The following is a 14,989-nucleotide window of genomic DNA, read 5'->3' on the forward strand; positions in this document are numbered from 1 at the left end:
CCGCGCCGAGGCGCCCTCGCCGCACCGGAGGGAGACTGGTCGAGGGGCCGCAGGACAGGAGACGACGGGATGTCCGACGGCGGAGGAACCGGGCGCCGCGCCCTGGTCGGCGAGCTGGCCGGTCTGGTACGGCTGGCGAACACCGCGCTGGGCGGCGCGACGGCCGCACTCACGGACCCGGCCGACGGGGGCGCCGGGATCACCGCCGCGGAGAAGGCCCTGGCGGAACTGCTCACCCGCGTCGAGGAGGACGCCGCCGCGACGCCCGGCGGCCGGGCCGCAATCGTGGTCGGCGTCCACGTGGGATGCGAGGTGGAGGCTCTCGGTCGGCTGGCTCTGCGGCTGCTGGAGGCGGCCTGGGCGCGCCAGGAGCGGGAGCCGTTCGACGAACGCTTGCGAGCGCCCCTGATCGGGATCGCCGACGCTGCGCTGGACCTGGTCGCCCGCTCCGCCGACGCCCTGGGGTCGGGCTCGCCGGAGGACGTCGCGGACCTGCTGACGCGGATGCACGAGCTCGGGCAGCGGCAGCGGCTGCTGTACGAGCTGCTGCTCGGCGAGCAGGGCGGCGATCCGGTCGATGTCACCGACCTCGTGCTGCTGTCGTGCTGCTACCAGCAGTGCGCCGACCGCGCCGGGGCGATCGCCCGGCACGCCGGGCTGTTCTCGCACGCCGTCTGAACCCCTCGCACGCGGTCTGAACCCCTCAGGGAAGACCGGCGACGGCGGTCGCCGCCATCAGCAGCCGGGCGGTGGGTTCGTGCCGTACGGCGCCCCGGTCGGTCACCAGCATCGGGCCGAGTACGGGATCCGCGCCCGGCCGACCGGTGCGCGTCAGCCGGTCGAGCAGCGCCAGCACGTTGTGGGCGTACGCCCGCGAGGCCGTTCCGGGCGCCTGCGCCGCGAGGTCCGCCGCGCCGATCACCGTGGCCCCGCCCCCGGCCCCCGCCGTCGTCGTGCCCGGCGGGACGCCCTCGACGTTGCCGCCCTCCGGGCCGGCCGCGAGGTCCACCAGCACCGAGCCGCGCCGCAGCCGCGCGAGCGTCGCCCCGTGCAGCAGGACGGGCGGCGGCCGGCCCGGCAGGGCGAGGGCCGTCACCACGAGGTCGTACCGCAGGACGGCCTCGGCCAGCGCCGCCGACCAGGCCGAACGGTCCCGGTCGAGCGACTCACCCGGCTCCCCCTCGTCCGCGACCGGGCGCAGCCCGGGCAGGTCCGAGAGCCGAGCGCCCAGGGCCACGGCCGCGGCGCGCTCGCGGTGGCGCGGTTCGACGGCGTCGACCGGGGCGCCGAGACGGCGGGCGGTGTCGATCGCCTGGAGACCCGCCGGGCCCGCGCCGACCACGAGCACCCGGACCGGGTCGAACAGGCCGTCCGTCGTGCCCCAGGGCGGCAGGCAGCGGCCCAGACGGCCGGCGGCGAGCAGCACCGCCCGGTACCCGGCCACCCTGGCCTGGGAGGCCCCGGCGTCCAGCGGGTAGGCGGCGGGCAGGTCGGGCGCCAGGTCCAGGCCGATCGCCGTCACCCCGCGGTCCGCCCACTGCCGGACCAGGTAGGGGATCCGCTGCGGCCGCAGCAGCGCGGCCAGCACCTGCCCGGGCCGCAGCTCGCGCGCCGGGTCGACGTTCGGCGGGTGGATGCCGAGCAGGACGTCGGCACGGCGCAGCAGCTCGGCGCGACCGGTGACGGTGGCGCCCACGGCGCGGAACTCCGCGTCGTGGTGGCCGGCCGGTGCACCGGCTCCGGACTCGACCAGGACGGTCACACCGAGTCGAGCGACGGCCGGGACGAGGTCGGGCACCAGGGCCACCCGGCGCTCACCGGGCACGGTCTCGCGCAGCACCCCCACCGTCGTGGCCGTCAACGCTGCCTCCAGGGGTCGGCCCTCCCGCCCAGTATGTCCCGTTTGCCCGGGTCGTTCGCCCGGTCGGATACTCGTGCGCGGGGCCACTCGTGCGCGCACCACCACGCGCATCCGGACGGCACGCGCATCCGGACACCACGCACACACGGAACGCCGCGCGCACACGGAACGCCGCGCGGCAGGGCGGAGGGAGCCGGTCATGGCAGCCAGGGGCTGGCAGTTCTGGGTGGACCGGGGCGGAACCTTCACCGACGTGGTCGCGCTGGCTCCGGACGGCCGGCTGCTGACCCGCAAGCTGCTCTCGCACGACCCGGCCCGCTACCGCGACCCGGCCGTCGCCGGGATCCGGGCCCTGCTGCCGCCCGGCGCCGACCTCGGAGCCCTCGTCGACTCCGTCCGGATGGGCACCACGGTGGCCACCAACGCCCTGCTGGAGCGCACCGGCGAGCCGACCGCACTGTGCGTCACCCGCGGGTTCGCGGACGCGCTGCGGATCGGCTACCAGGACCGGCCGGAGATCTTCGCCCGCGAGATCGTCCTGCCCGAGCCGCTCTACGCCCGGGTGGTCGAGGTGGACGAACGGATCACCGCCGACGGCGAGGTGCTGCGCCCGCCCGACCTCGACCGGCTCGCCGAGGACCTGCACGGCTGCCTGGACGCCGGCATCCGCTCGGTCGCGGTGGTCTGCCTGCACAGCTGTCTGCACCCCGCCCACGAGCAGGAGATCGGGCGGCTCGCCGAGCGGCTCGGCTTCGACCAGGTGTCGCTGTCCAGCGAGGCGAGCCCGCTGATGAAACTGGTGCCGCGCGGGGACACCGCCGTGGTCGACGCCTACCTCGACCCGGGCCTGCGCCGCTACGTCCGCCGGGTCGCGGAGGAACTCGCCGGTGTCCGGCTGATGTTCATGCAGTCCAACGGCGGCCTCGCCGAGGCCGGCCACTTCCGGGGCAAGGACGCGATCCTCTCCGGCCCGGCCGGCGGCATCGTCGGCATGGTGCGGATGTCCGAACTGGCGGGCCACGACCGGGTGATCGGCTTCGACATGGGCGGCACCTCCACCGACGTGTCGCACTTCGCGGGCGAGTACGAGCGGGTGGTGACCACCCGGGTCGCCGGAGTCCGGCTGCGGGCACCGATGCTGGCCATCCACACCGTCGCCGCGGGCGGCGGCTCGGTGCTGCGCTTCGACGGCGACCGCCTGCGGGTCGGACCGGACTCTGCCGGCGCCGACCCGGGGCCGGCCTGCTACCGGGGCGGCGGGCCGCTGACCGTCACCGACGCCAACCTGCTGCTCGGCCGCATCCAGGCCGGGCACTTCCCGCGCGTCTTCGGGCCGGACGGCGACCAGCCGCTCCACACCGACCTGACCCGGCGCCGCTTCACCGAACTGGCCGACGAGATCGGCGGCCGCTCGGCGGAGGAGACGGCCGAGGGCTTCCTGCGGATCGCGGTGGGCGACATCGCCAACGCGATCAAGCGGATCTCCGTCCAGCAGGGCCACGACGTCACCCGCTACGCCCTGACCACCTTCGGCGGCGCGGGTGGCCAGGTCGCCTGCCCGGTGGCCGAGGCACTCGGCATCCGCACCGTCCTCGTCCCGCCGATGGCCGGGGTGCTGTCCGCCCTCGGCATCGGCCTGGCCGACACCACCGTCCTGCGCGAGCAGGCCGTCAAACGGCCGCTCGCCGAGGAGGAGATGGCCGCGGTACGGGCTCTCGCCGACGAACTCGCGCAGACGGCCACGGGCGAGCTGCTCGACCAGGGCGTCCCACGGGAACGGATCCGGCTGGCGCACCGGGCCCGGCTGCGCTACCAGGGCACCGACACCACGATCGGCGTCCCACTGGGCGAACCGGCCGGCATGCGGGCCGAGTTCGAGGAGCGGCACCGGGCCACCTACTCCTTCCTGATGGACCGCCCGCTCGTGGTCGAGGCCCTCGCCGTGGAGGGCACCGGCCTGACCGAACAGCCCGCACTCGACGCCCTCTGCCCCGCCGGCGCCGCGGCCGAACCCGCCGGCACCGCGGCCGAGCCCGCCTCCGTCCGCCTGTACACCGGCGGCGCGTGGAGCCAAGTCCCGTTGCTGGAGCGGGAGTCGATGCGCGCGGACGACACCGTCACCGGCCCGGCCGTGATCGCCGAGGCCAACGCCACCACCGTGGTGGACGCCGGGTGGAAGGCCACCGTCACCGCCGCCGGGCACCTGCTGGTCGAACAGGTCGGCGCCACCGCCGAGGAGGCCGTGCCGACCACCGCCGACCCGGTGCTGCTGGAGGTCTTCAACAACCTCTTCATGGCGATCGCCCAACAGATGGGCGCCCGGCTGGAGTCCACCGCCCAGTCGGTCAACATCAAGGAGCGGCTCGACTTCTCCTGCGCGCTCTTCGACCCGGACGGCAACCTCGTCGCCAACGCCCCGCACATCCCCGTCCACCTCGGCTCGATGGGCACCACCGTCAAGGAGGTGCTCCGCCGGCAGGGCCCGCGGATGCGCCCGGGCGACGCCTACGCCGTCAACGACCCGTACCACGGCGGCACCCACCTGCCCGACATCACCGTGGTCACCCCAGTCTTCGACCCGGACGGGAAGGACGTGCTGTTCTTCGTCGCCTCCCGCGGCCACCACGCCGAGATCGGCGGCACCGCCCCCGGCTCGATGCCCGCCGACAGCCGCGAGATCCACCAGGAGGGCGTGCTCTTCGACAACTGGCCGCTGGTGGTGGACGGGCGGCTGCGCGAGGAGGAGACCGTCCGGCTGCTCACCGAGGCGCCGTACCCGTCCCGCGACCCGGACACCAACCTCGCCGACCTGCGCGCCCAGATCGCCGCCAACCGCAAGGGCGTCGACGAGGTCAACGCAATGATCGACCACTTCGGCCTCGACGTCGTCCAGGCCTACATGCGGCACGTCCAGGACAACGCCGAACAGGCGGTGCGCCGCGCCGTCGACGGCCTGACCGACGGCACGTACCGCTACGAGACCGACTCGGGCGCCGTGATCGCCGTCTCGGTGCGCGTCGACCGCCGGGAGCGCGGCGCCGTCATCGACTTCACCGGCACCTCCCCCCAGCTCGACGGCAACCTCAACGCGCCCTCCGCCGTCGTCACCGCCGCCGTCCTGTACGTCTTCCGCACGCTCGTCGCCGACGACATCCCGCTCAACGACGGCTGCCTGCGCCCGCTGCGGATCGTCGTGCCGCCCGGCTCCATGCTCGCCCCCGAGTACCCCGCCGCCGTCGCCGCCGGGAACGTGGAGACCTCCCAGGCCATCGTCGGCGCCCTCTACGCCGCACTCGGTGTGCAGGCGGAGGGCTCCGGCACGATGAACAACCTGAGCTTCGGCAACGCGGAGCACCAGTACTACGAGACCATCGCCTCCGGCTCCGGCGCCGGCCCGGACTTCGACGGGGCGGACGCCGTCCAGACCCACATGACCAACTCCCGCCTCACCGACCCCGAGGTCCTGGAGTGGCGGCTGCCGGTCCTGGTCGAGGAGTTCGCGGTCCGCCCCGGCAGCGGCGGCACCGGGCGCCATCACGGCGGCAACGGCGCGCTGCGTCGGCTGCGCTTCCGCGAGCCCATGACGGTCAGCCTGCTCACCGGCCACCGCCGGGTCCCCCCGTACGGCCTCGACGGCGGCTCCCCCGGCGCCCTCGGCGACAACCGGGTCCTGCGCGCGGACGGCACCGTCGAGGAGCTGCCCGGCTGCGGGAGCACCGAGCTCGCCACCGGGGACGCCCTGGAGATCCGCACACCGGGCGGCGGCGGCCACGGCAGCCCGGCCTGAGGCGATCCGCCCGGCCCTGACCCGATCCGGCCGGTCGGCGCCGGGACCGGCCGGGCCGCCGAGGCGGTGACCGCCTTCGCCCGGTGAACGCGGCCGGCTGCCGCGAGCCGTCAGGCGTGGACGCCCAGTTGGGCCAGCAGCGTCGCGTTGTCCTCGATGTGCCAGTCCTCGGTGATCCGGTCGGTGCCGACGTGCTGGATGTCGATGGCGTTGAACTCGACGCGCTGGCCCTGGCCCCGCACGCCGTCGAAGGTGCCGGTGAAGTGGCCGCGGAAGACCAGCCGGGCGGTGATCTTGTCGCCGCTGACGAGGAGGTCGGACAGCTCGCAGGTCAGGTCCGGCACCGCGGCGCGGAAGTTCCTCGAGGCGAACAGCGGCCCGGCGGGGCCCTGCGGACGGCCCGGCGGCAGGGTGTTGTCCCGGAACCGCGGGCTGACCGCCGCGTCCAGGTAGCGCTGCTGCCCGGTGTTCCAGAAGGTGTACAACTGCTGGGCCAGGTGGACCTCATGGGCCGCTCGCCGGGCGCCGATGGAGCGGTCCGCGGTGAGCGCCTTCGGCTGGACGAGGCCGGGCGAACGGTCGACCAGGCGCTGCGGCCAGTCACGGTCGGAGTCGTGGGCGGGGGCGGCCGCAGCGGTGCCACCCGCCAGGGCGGCCACGGCCGCCAGGACGGCGGCGGTACGGATCAGGGTGCGCGAGCGCATGGGAACAGCTCCTCGGATCGGGGTGGGCACGCCCGGGGGCCGGGCGTGCCGGGAGAAGGACGGGGAAGAAGACGCCGCGGCCGCGGCTCAGGCGAGCCGGCCGCCGCCGTCGACGTGCAGCACCGTGCCGGTGACGTACGGGTTGTCGACGGCGTAGAGGACCGCCTTGACCAGGTCCTCCGGGGTGCCGACGCGCCGGGCCGGATTGCGCTCGGCGACCCCGCGCAGGAACGCCTCCTTGTCGGCGCCCAGGCCGTCCCAGGAGCCGGTGTCGACGATGCCGGGAGAGACGGCGTTGACCCGGACCGGCGCGATCTCGACCGCCAGCGCCTGCACCAGGAAGGCCAGCGCGCCGTTGGTGGTGGCCATCACCGTGCGCGCCGGCGCCGGGCGCCACGCGGCCACGCCGGAGAAGAAGGTGAACGAGCCGCTCTCGGCGACCTGCCCGACCAGGTGCTTGGCCAGCAGCAGGGGGCCGATCACCTTCGCCGCGAACGCCCGCTGCACGTCGGCCGCCTCGAGCTCCCGCAGGGGGCCGTTGGCGGGCATCGCGGCGGTCGAGACCAGGTGGTCGAAGCGGCCGGCCCGGGCGGCGAAGTCGGCGATCGACCGCTCGTCGGCGATGTCGAGGGCGATCACCTCGGACGGCCCGGTCAGCTCGCCGGCCGTCCACTCCAGCTTGCGCGGGTCCGGGCCCGCCAGCACCAGGGAGGCGCCGGCCGCCGAGGCCGCCTTGGCCAGGGCCCGCCCGGTACGGGAGCCGGCGCCGACGACCACGAGCCGTCGGCCCTGGAGCGAGGCCGGGGGGTACGTGGTGCCGGGTGCGGAGGCGGAAACGGACATGGAGAACTCCTGGGATCGTCGGGGAATCAGACCGCCCGCTGTTTCCCGCGGCGGCCACACCACGACCCTCTCCCGGCCGCCCGTGATGAGTCCAAGGCTTGTTTTCTACCCCAGCGATAAAATCCGTTCATGGCAACGCCGACGCTCAGGCAGCTCGAGTACCTGACCACCGTGGTCGACACCGGATCGTTCACCCGGGCGGCCGAACAACTGCACGTCACCCAGCCCGCGCTCTCCCACCAGATCCGCGCCCTGGAGGGCACCCTCGGCGGCCCGCTGCTGGAACGGCTGCCGCGTTCCGTACGGCTCACCCCGATGGGCCGGGCGGTCCTGCCGCACGCCCGCGCCGCGCTGGCCGAGGCCGAGCGCCTGCACACGGCGGCCCGCCGGACGGCCGGGCTGGAGGAGGGCGAACTGGAGGTCGCCGTCGTCTACTCGGTCAGCCTCGGCATCCTGCCGCCGGTGCTCCGGGACTGGCACCGCCGCCACCCCGGCGTGCGGATCCGGCTGCGCGAGTACGCCCACACCGACCGGCTCCAGGAGGCCATGCTCGCGGGCCGCGCCGACCTCGCCATCGGGCCCACGCCGACCGGCTGGGAGGGGCCGATCCGGGAGCTCGGCGTCGAGGAGTTCACCGTCGTGCTGCCCGCCGAGGACCCACTGGCCGACCGCCCCACCGGCACGGTCGAACTGACCGAACTCGCCGACCGCGACTGGGTCCACTACGCCCCCGACAACGGCCTCGCCGATCTCCTGGACCAGGTCTGCGCCCGGGCCGGTTTCCACCCCAGGGCGGCGATCCGCGCGGAGCAGACCTCCGCCGCACCGCTGCTCGCCGCGGCCGGGCTCGGCCCCGCCCTGGTGCCCGCCAACATCGTCCCGGCCCACTTCGAGGGCGCCCTGCTGCGCCCGGCACCTCCGATCCTGCGCACCCTGACCGCCTACACCCGCACCCGCCCGGACCCGCTCACCGTGGCCTTCGCCGACCTCCTGGCCCGCCGGGCCCGGGTGGACCCCGCCGGCCCCGGCCGGTCGGCCGGGGCCGCGCCGGACGGGCCGGGCGGTCCCGGCACAGCGCCGAACGCCTGATCACGCCCGGTACCCACCCGCGCGCCTCCACATCGGCTCCTGGGCCGAACGGCCCCGGTACGGCGGCCGACCAGGCCCGGCCCGAGGGGCGTACGTCCTCTCGAAGCTTCCCGCCCCGCAGAGGACAGTGGAAGAGACGGACCCCCGGCGCGTCCGGCGCCGCCGGGCCATCCTGCCAGCGCGCCTGGAGGCAGCCATGCGCCGTGTCATCCGCTTCCGCGACCTCGGCCGGGAGGACGTCGGCCTGGTCGGCGGAAAGAACGCCTCGCTCGGCGAACTGATCAACGGCCTGGGCCCGGCCGGCGTCCGGGTGCCCGACGGCTTCGCCACCACGGCGGACGCCTACCGCGAACTGCTCGGCGCCGAGGGTCTGCGCGAGCGGGTCGCGGAGCAGGTCGACCGGCTGCACGGGGGCGCCCCACTGCCCGAGGTCGGCGCCGCCATCCGCGCCGCCGTCCTGTCCGTCCCGCTGCCGCCCGCGCTCGAACACGACATCGTGGACGCGTACGCCCGGCTCGCCGGTGAGGCCGGGCGGGAGGACCCGGACGTCGCGGTGCGCAGCAGCGCCACCGCCGAGGACCTGCCGGAGGCGAGCTTCGCCGGGCAGCAGGAGACCTTCCTCAACGTCCGGGGGCCCGCCGCCCTGCTGGACGCCTGCCGACGCTGCTTCGCCTCGCTGTTCACCGACCGGGCGATCGACTACCGGGAGCGGATGGGCTTCGACCACCTCTCCCTCGCACTCTCCGTCGGCGTGCAGCTGATGGTGCGCTCCGACCTCGCGGGCGCGGGGGTGGCGTTCACGCTCGACACCGAGACCGGCTTCCCCGGTGTGGTGGTGATCAGTGCCGCCTGGGGGCTGGGCGAGACGGTGGTCAGCGGCCAGGTGGATCCGGACGAGTACACGGTGTTCAAGCCGGTGCTCAAGGACCACCGCATCGACCCGGTGATCGAGGTGCGGCTCGGTGCGAAGCGCCGCAAGGCCGTCTACGGCGGGAACGGCTCGACGACGGTCGTCGACACCGACGCGCGGGAGCGGTCCCGCCCGGTGCTCGGCGAGGGCGACGTCCGCACGCTGGCCGAGTGGGCGGTGGCCGTGGAGGAGCACTACGGCTGCCCGATGGACCTGGAATGGGCCAAGGACGGCATCACCGGCCGGCTGTTCCTGGTCCAGGCCCGGCCGGAGACCGTGCAGTCCCGCCGCCGGGGCGAGGTGCTGCGCCGGTTCCGGCTCACCGGTACGGGCGAGCGGCTGGTGGACGGCATCGCCGTCGGCGAGGCGATCGGCGCCGGGCCGGTGTGCGCGCTGTCCGAGCCGGTCGGCCTGGAACGCTTCCCGCAGGGCGCCGTCCTGGTCACGGAGATCACCGACCCGGACTGGGAGCCGCTGATGAAGCGGGCCGCCGCGATCGTCACCGACCACGGCGGCCGGACCTCGCACGCGGCGATCGTCAGTCGCGAACTGGGCGTACCGGCCCTGGTCGGAACCGGATCGGCGACCGCCGTGCTCACCGGCGGACAGGAGGTCACCGTCTCCTGCGCCGAGGGCGCGCAGGGCCACGTCTACGCGGGCCTCGTCGGGTACGAGGCGACCGAGACCGACCTCGGCTCACTGCAGGCCACCCGGACCAAGGTGATGCTCAACCTGTCCGACCCGGGCGCGGCCTTCCGCTGGTGGCGGCTGCCGGCGGACGGCGTGGGCCTGGCCCGCACCGAGTTCGTGGTCGCCCACCAGGTGCGCGTCCACCCGATGGCACTGGTTCACCCGGAGCGGCTCTCGCCGGAGGACCGGCGCCGGGTCGACGAGCTGGCGTACGGCTACCCCGACCGCACCGACTACTTCGTGGACCTCTTCGCCCGCGGCGTGGCCCGGATCGCCGCCTCCCGCTGGCCGGACCCGGTGGTCGTGCGCACCAGCGACTTCAAGACCAACGAGTACGCCCGGCTGATCGGCGGCACGCCATTCGAGCCTGTCGAGGCCAATCCGATGATCGGCTGGCGCGGCGCGAGCCGCTACTACGACCTCGGCTACCGCGAGGGCTTCGCCCTGGAGTGCCGGGCGCTGCGCCGGGCCCGGGACGAGCTCGGGCTGACCAACGTCGTGGTGATGATCCCGTTCTGCCGGACCCCGCAGGAGGCCGACCGCGTCCTCGCGGTGATGGCCGACAACGGGCTGACGCGGGGTGCGAACGGCCTGCGGGTGTACGTGATGGCGGAGATCCCGGCCAACATCCTGCTCGCCGAGCAGTTCGCCGAACGCTTCGACGGCTTCTCGATCGGCAGCAACGACCTGACCCAGCTCACCCTCGGCGTCGACCGCGACTCCGGTCTGCTCGCCCATCTCTTCGACGAGCGCGACCCGGCCGTCACCCGCAGCATCGAGTCCCTGATCGCCACCGCCCACGCGGCCGGCCGCCACGTCGGCCTCTGCGGCCAGCGCCCCAGCAACGACCCGGACTTCACCCGATTCCTGGTGCGGGCCGGGATCGACTCGATCTCCGTCACCCCGGACAGCTTCGCCGCCGTGAAGCACGCGGTGGCAGCCGCGGAGCAGGAGACTTGAACGCGGACGTCCGACGTCACGGGCCGAGCGGCAGGAGACGGCGATGAGCACGACGGAACCCCTCCCCACGGAGACCGACGCCTGGGTGGTGGACCGCCCGGGGCCGGTCGGCGGTCCCGGGCCGGGACCACTGTTGTGGGAGCGGCGGCCGCTGGAGGCGCCCGGGCCGCGGGAGATCCTGGTGGAGGTGGAGGCCTGCGGGGTGTGCCGCACCGACCTGCACCTCGCGGAGGGGGACCTCTCCCCCAGGACGGCCCGGTGCACCCCCGGGCACGAGGTGGTCGGCCGCGTGCTCGCGGTCGGCGCGGACGCCGAGGGGTTCGGCGTCGGGGACCGGGCCGGGGTGGCCTGGCTGGCCGGGACCTGCGGCCGGTGCGGCTACTGCCGCAGCGGCCGCGAGAACCTCTGCCCCGACTCCCGCTACACCGGCTGGGACCGGCACGGCGGCTACGCCCGGCACCTGACCGCCGACGCCCGCTACGCCTACCGGCTGCCCGAGGGCCCGCCCGCCGAGCAGCTCGCCCCGCTGCTGTGCGCCGGGATCATCGGCTACCGCGCCCTGGAACGCGCCGAACTGCCCGCCGGCGGACTGCTCGGCATCTACGGCTTCGGCGCGTCCGCGCACCTGACCGCCCAGATCGCCCTCGCCCGGGGCGCCCGGGTGGCCGTGTTCACCCGCGCCGCACCCGCCCGGCGGCTCGCCCTGGACCTCGGCGCCGGTTTCGCCGGCGACTCCTACGACCCGCCCCCGGAACCACTGGACGCCGCCATCCTCTTCGCCCCGGCCGGCGAGCTCGTACCCGCCGCCCTCGCCGCCCTGGACCGCGGCGGCACACTCGCCGTCGCGGGCATCCACCTCACCGACATCCCGCGACTCGACTACCAGCGGCACCTCTTCCAGGAACGCACCCTGCGCAGCGTCACCGCCAACACCCGCGCCGACGGGCGGGCCTTCCTCACGGAGGCGGCCCGCACCCGCCCGGCCGTCCACGTGACCCGCTACCCCCTGCGGCAGGCCGACACCGCCCTCGCGGACCTCGCCGCGGACCGGGTCACCGGCGTCGCGGTGCTCGTCCCGAAGTAGGGCCACGCACCGCGGCGGTACCCCGGAAGAGCGCGGCGACCGCCTCGTCACCGCACTGTTCGACCTGCTCGGCGAACACGGTGTACCGGGCGAACGCCGGCGCCTCACCGTGCGGCGCACACCGGAGGCACCGCGGGTGGAGCACGGCGCTCGATCGCCCACGATCGGATCGCTCTCCCGCTGACTCCCGGGGCGGGCGGATCACGGCCCGGTCCCGCGCCCCCGGTGCGCGTCAACCGCCCGGCGCCCGGGAGCGCCAGCGCGGCAGGTCGTCGAGGAACAGTTGTTCACCGGGGTCGCGGTACCCGGCGAGCACCGAGACCGTGCGGTACGCCTCCGCCCCGGCCCTGCCCCGGTTCACCGGTACCGTCCGGACGCACCCGGCCGCACCGCACCGACCCGGACGGCCCCACCAATGGGGCCCGGTGATGGGCCGAACGGCCCTGCCGCCCCGCTCGCGGCGGCGGTCTGCTGGATACGAAGGCCCGCTCCCCGTTCCGGGCCCTGACGAGCGGAGGCACCGGCCGTGCTGACCGACGAATCCCGCACCACCACCCGGCTGCTGCCGCACACCGCCGCCGGGCGGACCGTGTCCGTGTCCCGCTTCGCCCCGGAGGTCCTGCCGGACACCGGCCGCGTCGCCCTCGACCCCGCCCGCGAACCGTACGACACCGACCGGGTCCGGCTCTCGCTCACCCCGGCCGAGGCCCGGCGGCCGGTCGGGAACGACACCGCGAAGGCCACCGCGTCATGAGGGCCTCCGACCTGATGACGTCACCCCCGGTGACCGTCGGCGCCACCGCGACGGCCGTCGAGGCGGCCAGACGGATGGAGGAGGCGGCGGTCGGCTGCGTCCTCGTCACGGAGGACGACCGACTGCTCGGCATCCTCACCGACCGCGACCTGGCCGTCCGCGGCCTGGCCCACGACGGGAGCCCCGAGCGGCCCGTCACCGAGCTCATGACCGTGCGGGTCGCCACCCTGGATGCCGACGACGACCTCGACACCGCCTACCGAACCTTCCGCAACGCCGGCGTCCGCCGCCTGCCCGTGATCGACGACGGCCGCCCGATCGGCATGCTCACCGTCGACGACCTGCTCCGTGACGTCGTCCAACGGCTCCTCGACGTGCTGATCCCGGTCTCCCGCAGCGCCCTGCGGGAAGCCGCTGTCCGCCCTCACCCTCCCCTCGAACCCCTTGGAGGCCGTCATGGCCGGTGACCTTCGCAGACGATTCCCGTTCGGCGGCCGGTGGCCGTCGTTGCCCGACTTCTTCGAGGACTTCCCCGCCGAGTTCCGCATGCCACACGGCGAGCACGTGATCCGCATCGAGGAGTCCGAGACCGACGGCGTCTACCAGCTCAAGGCCGAACTCCCCGGCGTCGACCCCGACAAGGACATCACGATCAGCATCGACGACGGCGTGCTGACGGTCCAGGCCGAACGCACCGAGGAGACGAAGGACAAGCAGCACTCCGAGTTCCGCTACGGCTCGTTCAGCCGCAGCGTCCGGCTTCCCGCCGGCGTCCGCGACGAGGACGTCACCGCGTCGTACGACCAGGGCGTCCTGACCGTCCGGGCGCCCGTCGGCGAAGTCGCCAGACCCGCCCGCAGGATCGAGATAACCCGGGGCAGTTGACCCCCGATTCCGGGCCCGGGCACCACCCCGGGCCCGTCGGACCCTGGAGCCGAAGATGACCACGAAGACCCCGACACCGATGCGCACCAAGCGCTGGACCCTGCGCCTCGACCTCTTCGAGGAGGGCGACGCCACCAAGGTCCACGCCGTCCTCGACACCGGCGACAACACCCTGGAGGCCCGCACCACCGCCCACCGCAGCCCCCACGACCCGCCCGTCCCCGAGATCGGCGACGAGTACGCCGCCGGCCGCGCCCTCGCAGAGCTCGCGCGCCAGCTGCTCCACGCCGGAAGGACGGACGCCGCCGCGAACGAGCCGTGAGGTCGACCGGATCGGTGGTGTCGGGTCCGAACCGGTGGGTGGTGAGCTGTGCCGCGCGGCCGGGATGCGCCACCGCCCTTCGCCGGTCCGCCCGGGCGCGGGTGATCACACCCGCCCGTTCTCCCGCCGGTCGGGCGTCAGATCCGCGACCAGGAGCGCCAGCAGTTCCGCCGGCGCCTCGATGAAGCGGTAGTGGCCTCCCTCCAGGAGTTCGAAGGCCGCTTCGCCGCAGGCCGACCAGCCGGTCATCAGCGACGGCGGTATGCCCGTGTCCTCGGTCCAGCCGATGGCGGTGATCGGGCAGGGCAGCCGGAGCGGCTCGGCCACGTGGTAGCGCTTGTTCATGTCGACGTCGTTGCGCAGGACGCCGAGGTAGAGCGCGAGCAGGCTCGGTTCCAGGGTGCCGCCCAGTTCCGCGACGAGCCCGCGCAGTTCGGCGGCCAGCTCGTCGTCGTCCATGTCGAGGAAGCGGCCGTAGGGGCCGTCCTGCGGTGCGACCTCGGAGGAGACGAACACCTGGGTCGGGGCGGGCAGCCCCTTTCGACCAGCCGTACGGCGGTCTCGTACGCCGCCAACGCGGAGCCGCAGTGCCCGAACAGGGCGTAGGGGCGGTCCAGGTAGGGGCGCAGGGCCTCGCAGAGGTCGTCGGCCATCGCCTCGTAGGTGGTGTGGGCGGGCTCGCGCATCCGGTTCTCCCGGCCCGGCAGCTGTACGGGGCAGAGCTCGACGCCGTCGACCGATGACGGCCACCGGCGGTACATGCTCGCCCCGCACCCCGAGTAGGGCAGGCAGAACACCCGCGCCGGTGCCACCGGCGACGGCTCGCGGATGAACCACTTGTTGCGGATGTGGGCCGTCGGAGCGTCCACTGATGTCCTTCCGGGTGGGGGCTTCTTCTCGGATTCGACCGCGGTGCTGCCGGTGGAGGTGACGCCGGCTGCGGTGAAGGCGGCGATGAGCGGTTCCTATCGGGTCCGCGCGGTGATCGGCAGGTGCGTGAAGCCCGCGATGACGTTCGAGCGCATGCGCCGCGGCGCACCGGCGAGTTCGAAGTCGGTGAACCGGCCCAGCAGTTCGGCGAACAGGATCCGCAGGGCCAC

Annotated in this window: 15 protein-coding genes and 1 pseudogene; 9 read left to right on the top strand and 7 right to left on the bottom strand. The window is 74.7% G+C overall.

The genetic code is table 11. The features are described from left to right. Nucleotides 1–69: 69 nt before the first annotated feature. Complete coding sequence (locus ACWDBB_RS17920; protein ID WP_449790500.1) at nucleotides 70–678, top strand: hypothetical protein; 609 nt, start codon at nucleotides 70–72, stop codon at nucleotides 676–678. 25 nt (nucleotides 679–703) lie between these two features. On the opposite strand, the gene ACWDBB_RS17925 is transcribed toward ACWDBB_RS17920, so the two are convergent. Next, the gene (locus ACWDBB_RS17925) at nucleotides 704–1,861 is read right to left on the bottom strand and encodes an NAD(P) transhydrogenase subunit alpha (protein WP_449790501.1); all 1,158 of its coding nucleotides are present in this window, start codon (nucleotides 1,859–1,861) and stop codon (nucleotides 704–706) included. Nucleotides 1,862–2,060: 199 nt separating this feature from the next. On the opposite strand from ACWDBB_RS17925, the gene ACWDBB_RS17930 reads away from it, so the two are divergent. Then, entirely contained in the window at nucleotides 2,061–5,648 is a 3,588-nt protein-coding gene (locus ACWDBB_RS17930) for a hydantoinase B/oxoprolinase family protein (protein WP_449790502.1), read from the top strand. A 110-nt stretch (nucleotides 5,649–5,758) separates the two neighbouring features. On the opposite strand, the gene ACWDBB_RS17935 is transcribed toward ACWDBB_RS17930, so the two are convergent. Together ACWDBB_RS17935 and ACWDBB_RS17940 are read right to left on the bottom strand one after the other, a co-directional pair. Continuing rightward, nucleotides 5,759–6,352, bottom strand: coding sequence for an ester cyclase (locus tag ACWDBB_RS17935; RefSeq protein ID WP_449790503.1), 594 nt, complete (start codon nucleotides 6,350–6,352; stop codon nucleotides 5,759–5,761). Between the two features lie 87 nt (nucleotides 6,353–6,439). Continuing rightward, complete coding sequence (locus ACWDBB_RS17940; RefSeq protein ID WP_449790504.1) at nucleotides 6,440–7,195, bottom strand: SDR family oxidoreductase; 756 nt, start codon at nucleotides 7,193–7,195, stop codon at nucleotides 6,440–6,442. Nucleotides 7,196–7,324: 129 nt separating this feature from the next. Between ACWDBB_RS17940 and ACWDBB_RS17945 the strand changes: the two genes are divergently transcribed. The 3 genes from ACWDBB_RS17945 to ACWDBB_RS17955 all read left to right on the top strand — a co-directional run bounded on the left by ACWDBB_RS17945 (nucleotide 7,325) and on the right by ACWDBB_RS17955 (nucleotide 11,928). Beyond that, a complete protein-coding gene (locus tag ACWDBB_RS17945) occupies nucleotides 7,325–8,284 on the top strand; it encodes a LysR substrate-binding domain-containing protein (RefSeq protein WP_449790505.1) in 960 nt (319 codons plus the stop codon). A gap of 196 nt (nucleotides 8,285–8,480) precedes the next feature. Further along, entirely contained in the window at nucleotides 8,481–10,844 is a 2,364-nt protein-coding gene (gene ppsA / locus ACWDBB_RS17950) for a phosphoenolpyruvate synthase (protein WP_449790506.1), read from the top strand. Nucleotides 10,845–10,887: 43 nt separating this feature from the next. Further along, a complete protein-coding gene (locus ACWDBB_RS17955; protein WP_449790507.1) occupies nucleotides 10,888–11,928 on the top strand; it encodes a zinc-binding alcohol dehydrogenase family protein in 1,041 nt (346 codons plus the stop codon). Between the two features lie 232 nt (nucleotides 11,929–12,160). Here the strand turns inward: ACWDBB_RS17955 and ACWDBB_RS17960 are convergent, their stop codons facing one another. Further along, entirely contained in the window at nucleotides 12,161–12,289 is a 129-nt protein-coding gene (locus ACWDBB_RS17960; protein WP_449790508.1) for a hypothetical protein, read from the bottom strand. Between the two features lie 165 nt (nucleotides 12,290–12,454). On the opposite strand from ACWDBB_RS17960, the gene ACWDBB_RS17965 reads away from it, so the two are divergent. Genes ACWDBB_RS17965 through ACWDBB_RS17980 form a run of 4 tightly spaced genes read left to right on the top strand, consistent with a single transcriptional unit; the run spans nucleotide 12,455 to nucleotide 13,889 of the window. Then, nucleotides 12,455–12,682 (top strand): hypothetical protein, encoded by a 228-nt coding sequence (locus ACWDBB_RS17965; protein WP_449790509.1) that lies wholly within the window; start codon nucleotides 12,455–12,457, stop codon nucleotides 12,680–12,682. Next, nucleotides 12,679–13,149, top strand: coding sequence for a CBS domain-containing protein (locus tag ACWDBB_RS17970; RefSeq protein ID WP_449790510.1), 471 nt, complete (start codon nucleotides 12,679–12,681; stop codon nucleotides 13,147–13,149). Before ACWDBB_RS17965 ends, ACWDBB_RS17970 begins: the two co-directional genes overlap by 4 nt. Then, on the top strand, nucleotides 13,139–13,567 hold the full coding sequence (locus ACWDBB_RS17975) for an Hsp20/alpha crystallin family protein (RefSeq protein WP_449790511.1): 429 nt from the start codon (nucleotides 13,139–13,141) through the stop codon (nucleotides 13,565–13,567). Before ACWDBB_RS17970 ends, ACWDBB_RS17975 begins: the two co-directional genes overlap by 11 nt. A 55-nt stretch (nucleotides 13,568–13,622) precedes the next feature. Continuing rightward, the gene (locus tag ACWDBB_RS17980) at nucleotides 13,623–13,889 is read left to right on the top strand and encodes a dsRBD fold-containing protein (protein WP_449790512.1); all 267 of its coding nucleotides are present in this window, start codon (nucleotides 13,623–13,625) and stop codon (nucleotides 13,887–13,889) included. Between the two features lie 105 nt (nucleotides 13,890–13,994). Here the strand turns inward: ACWDBB_RS17980 and ACWDBB_RS17985 are convergent, their stop codons facing one another. From ACWDBB_RS17985 to ACWDBB_RS17995, 3 genes and pseudogenes are all read right to left on the bottom strand, one after another. Further along, the gene (locus ACWDBB_RS17985; protein WP_449790529.1) at nucleotides 13,995–14,405 is read right to left on the bottom strand and encodes a thioesterase II family protein; all 411 of its coding nucleotides are present in this window, start codon (nucleotides 14,403–14,405) and stop codon (nucleotides 13,995–13,997) included. Between the two features lie 65 nt (nucleotides 14,406–14,470). Continuing rightward, nucleotides 14,471–14,650 (bottom strand): annotated as a pseudogene (locus ACWDBB_RS17990) (thioesterase II family protein); the annotation flags it as partial. Nucleotides 14,651–14,854: 204 nt separating this feature from the next. Next, a complete protein-coding gene (locus tag ACWDBB_RS17995) occupies nucleotides 14,855–14,989 on the bottom strand; it encodes a hypothetical protein (RefSeq protein ID WP_449790513.1) in 135 nt (44 codons plus the stop codon).

This window comes from Kitasatospora sp. NPDC001095 (assembly GCF_053598615.1).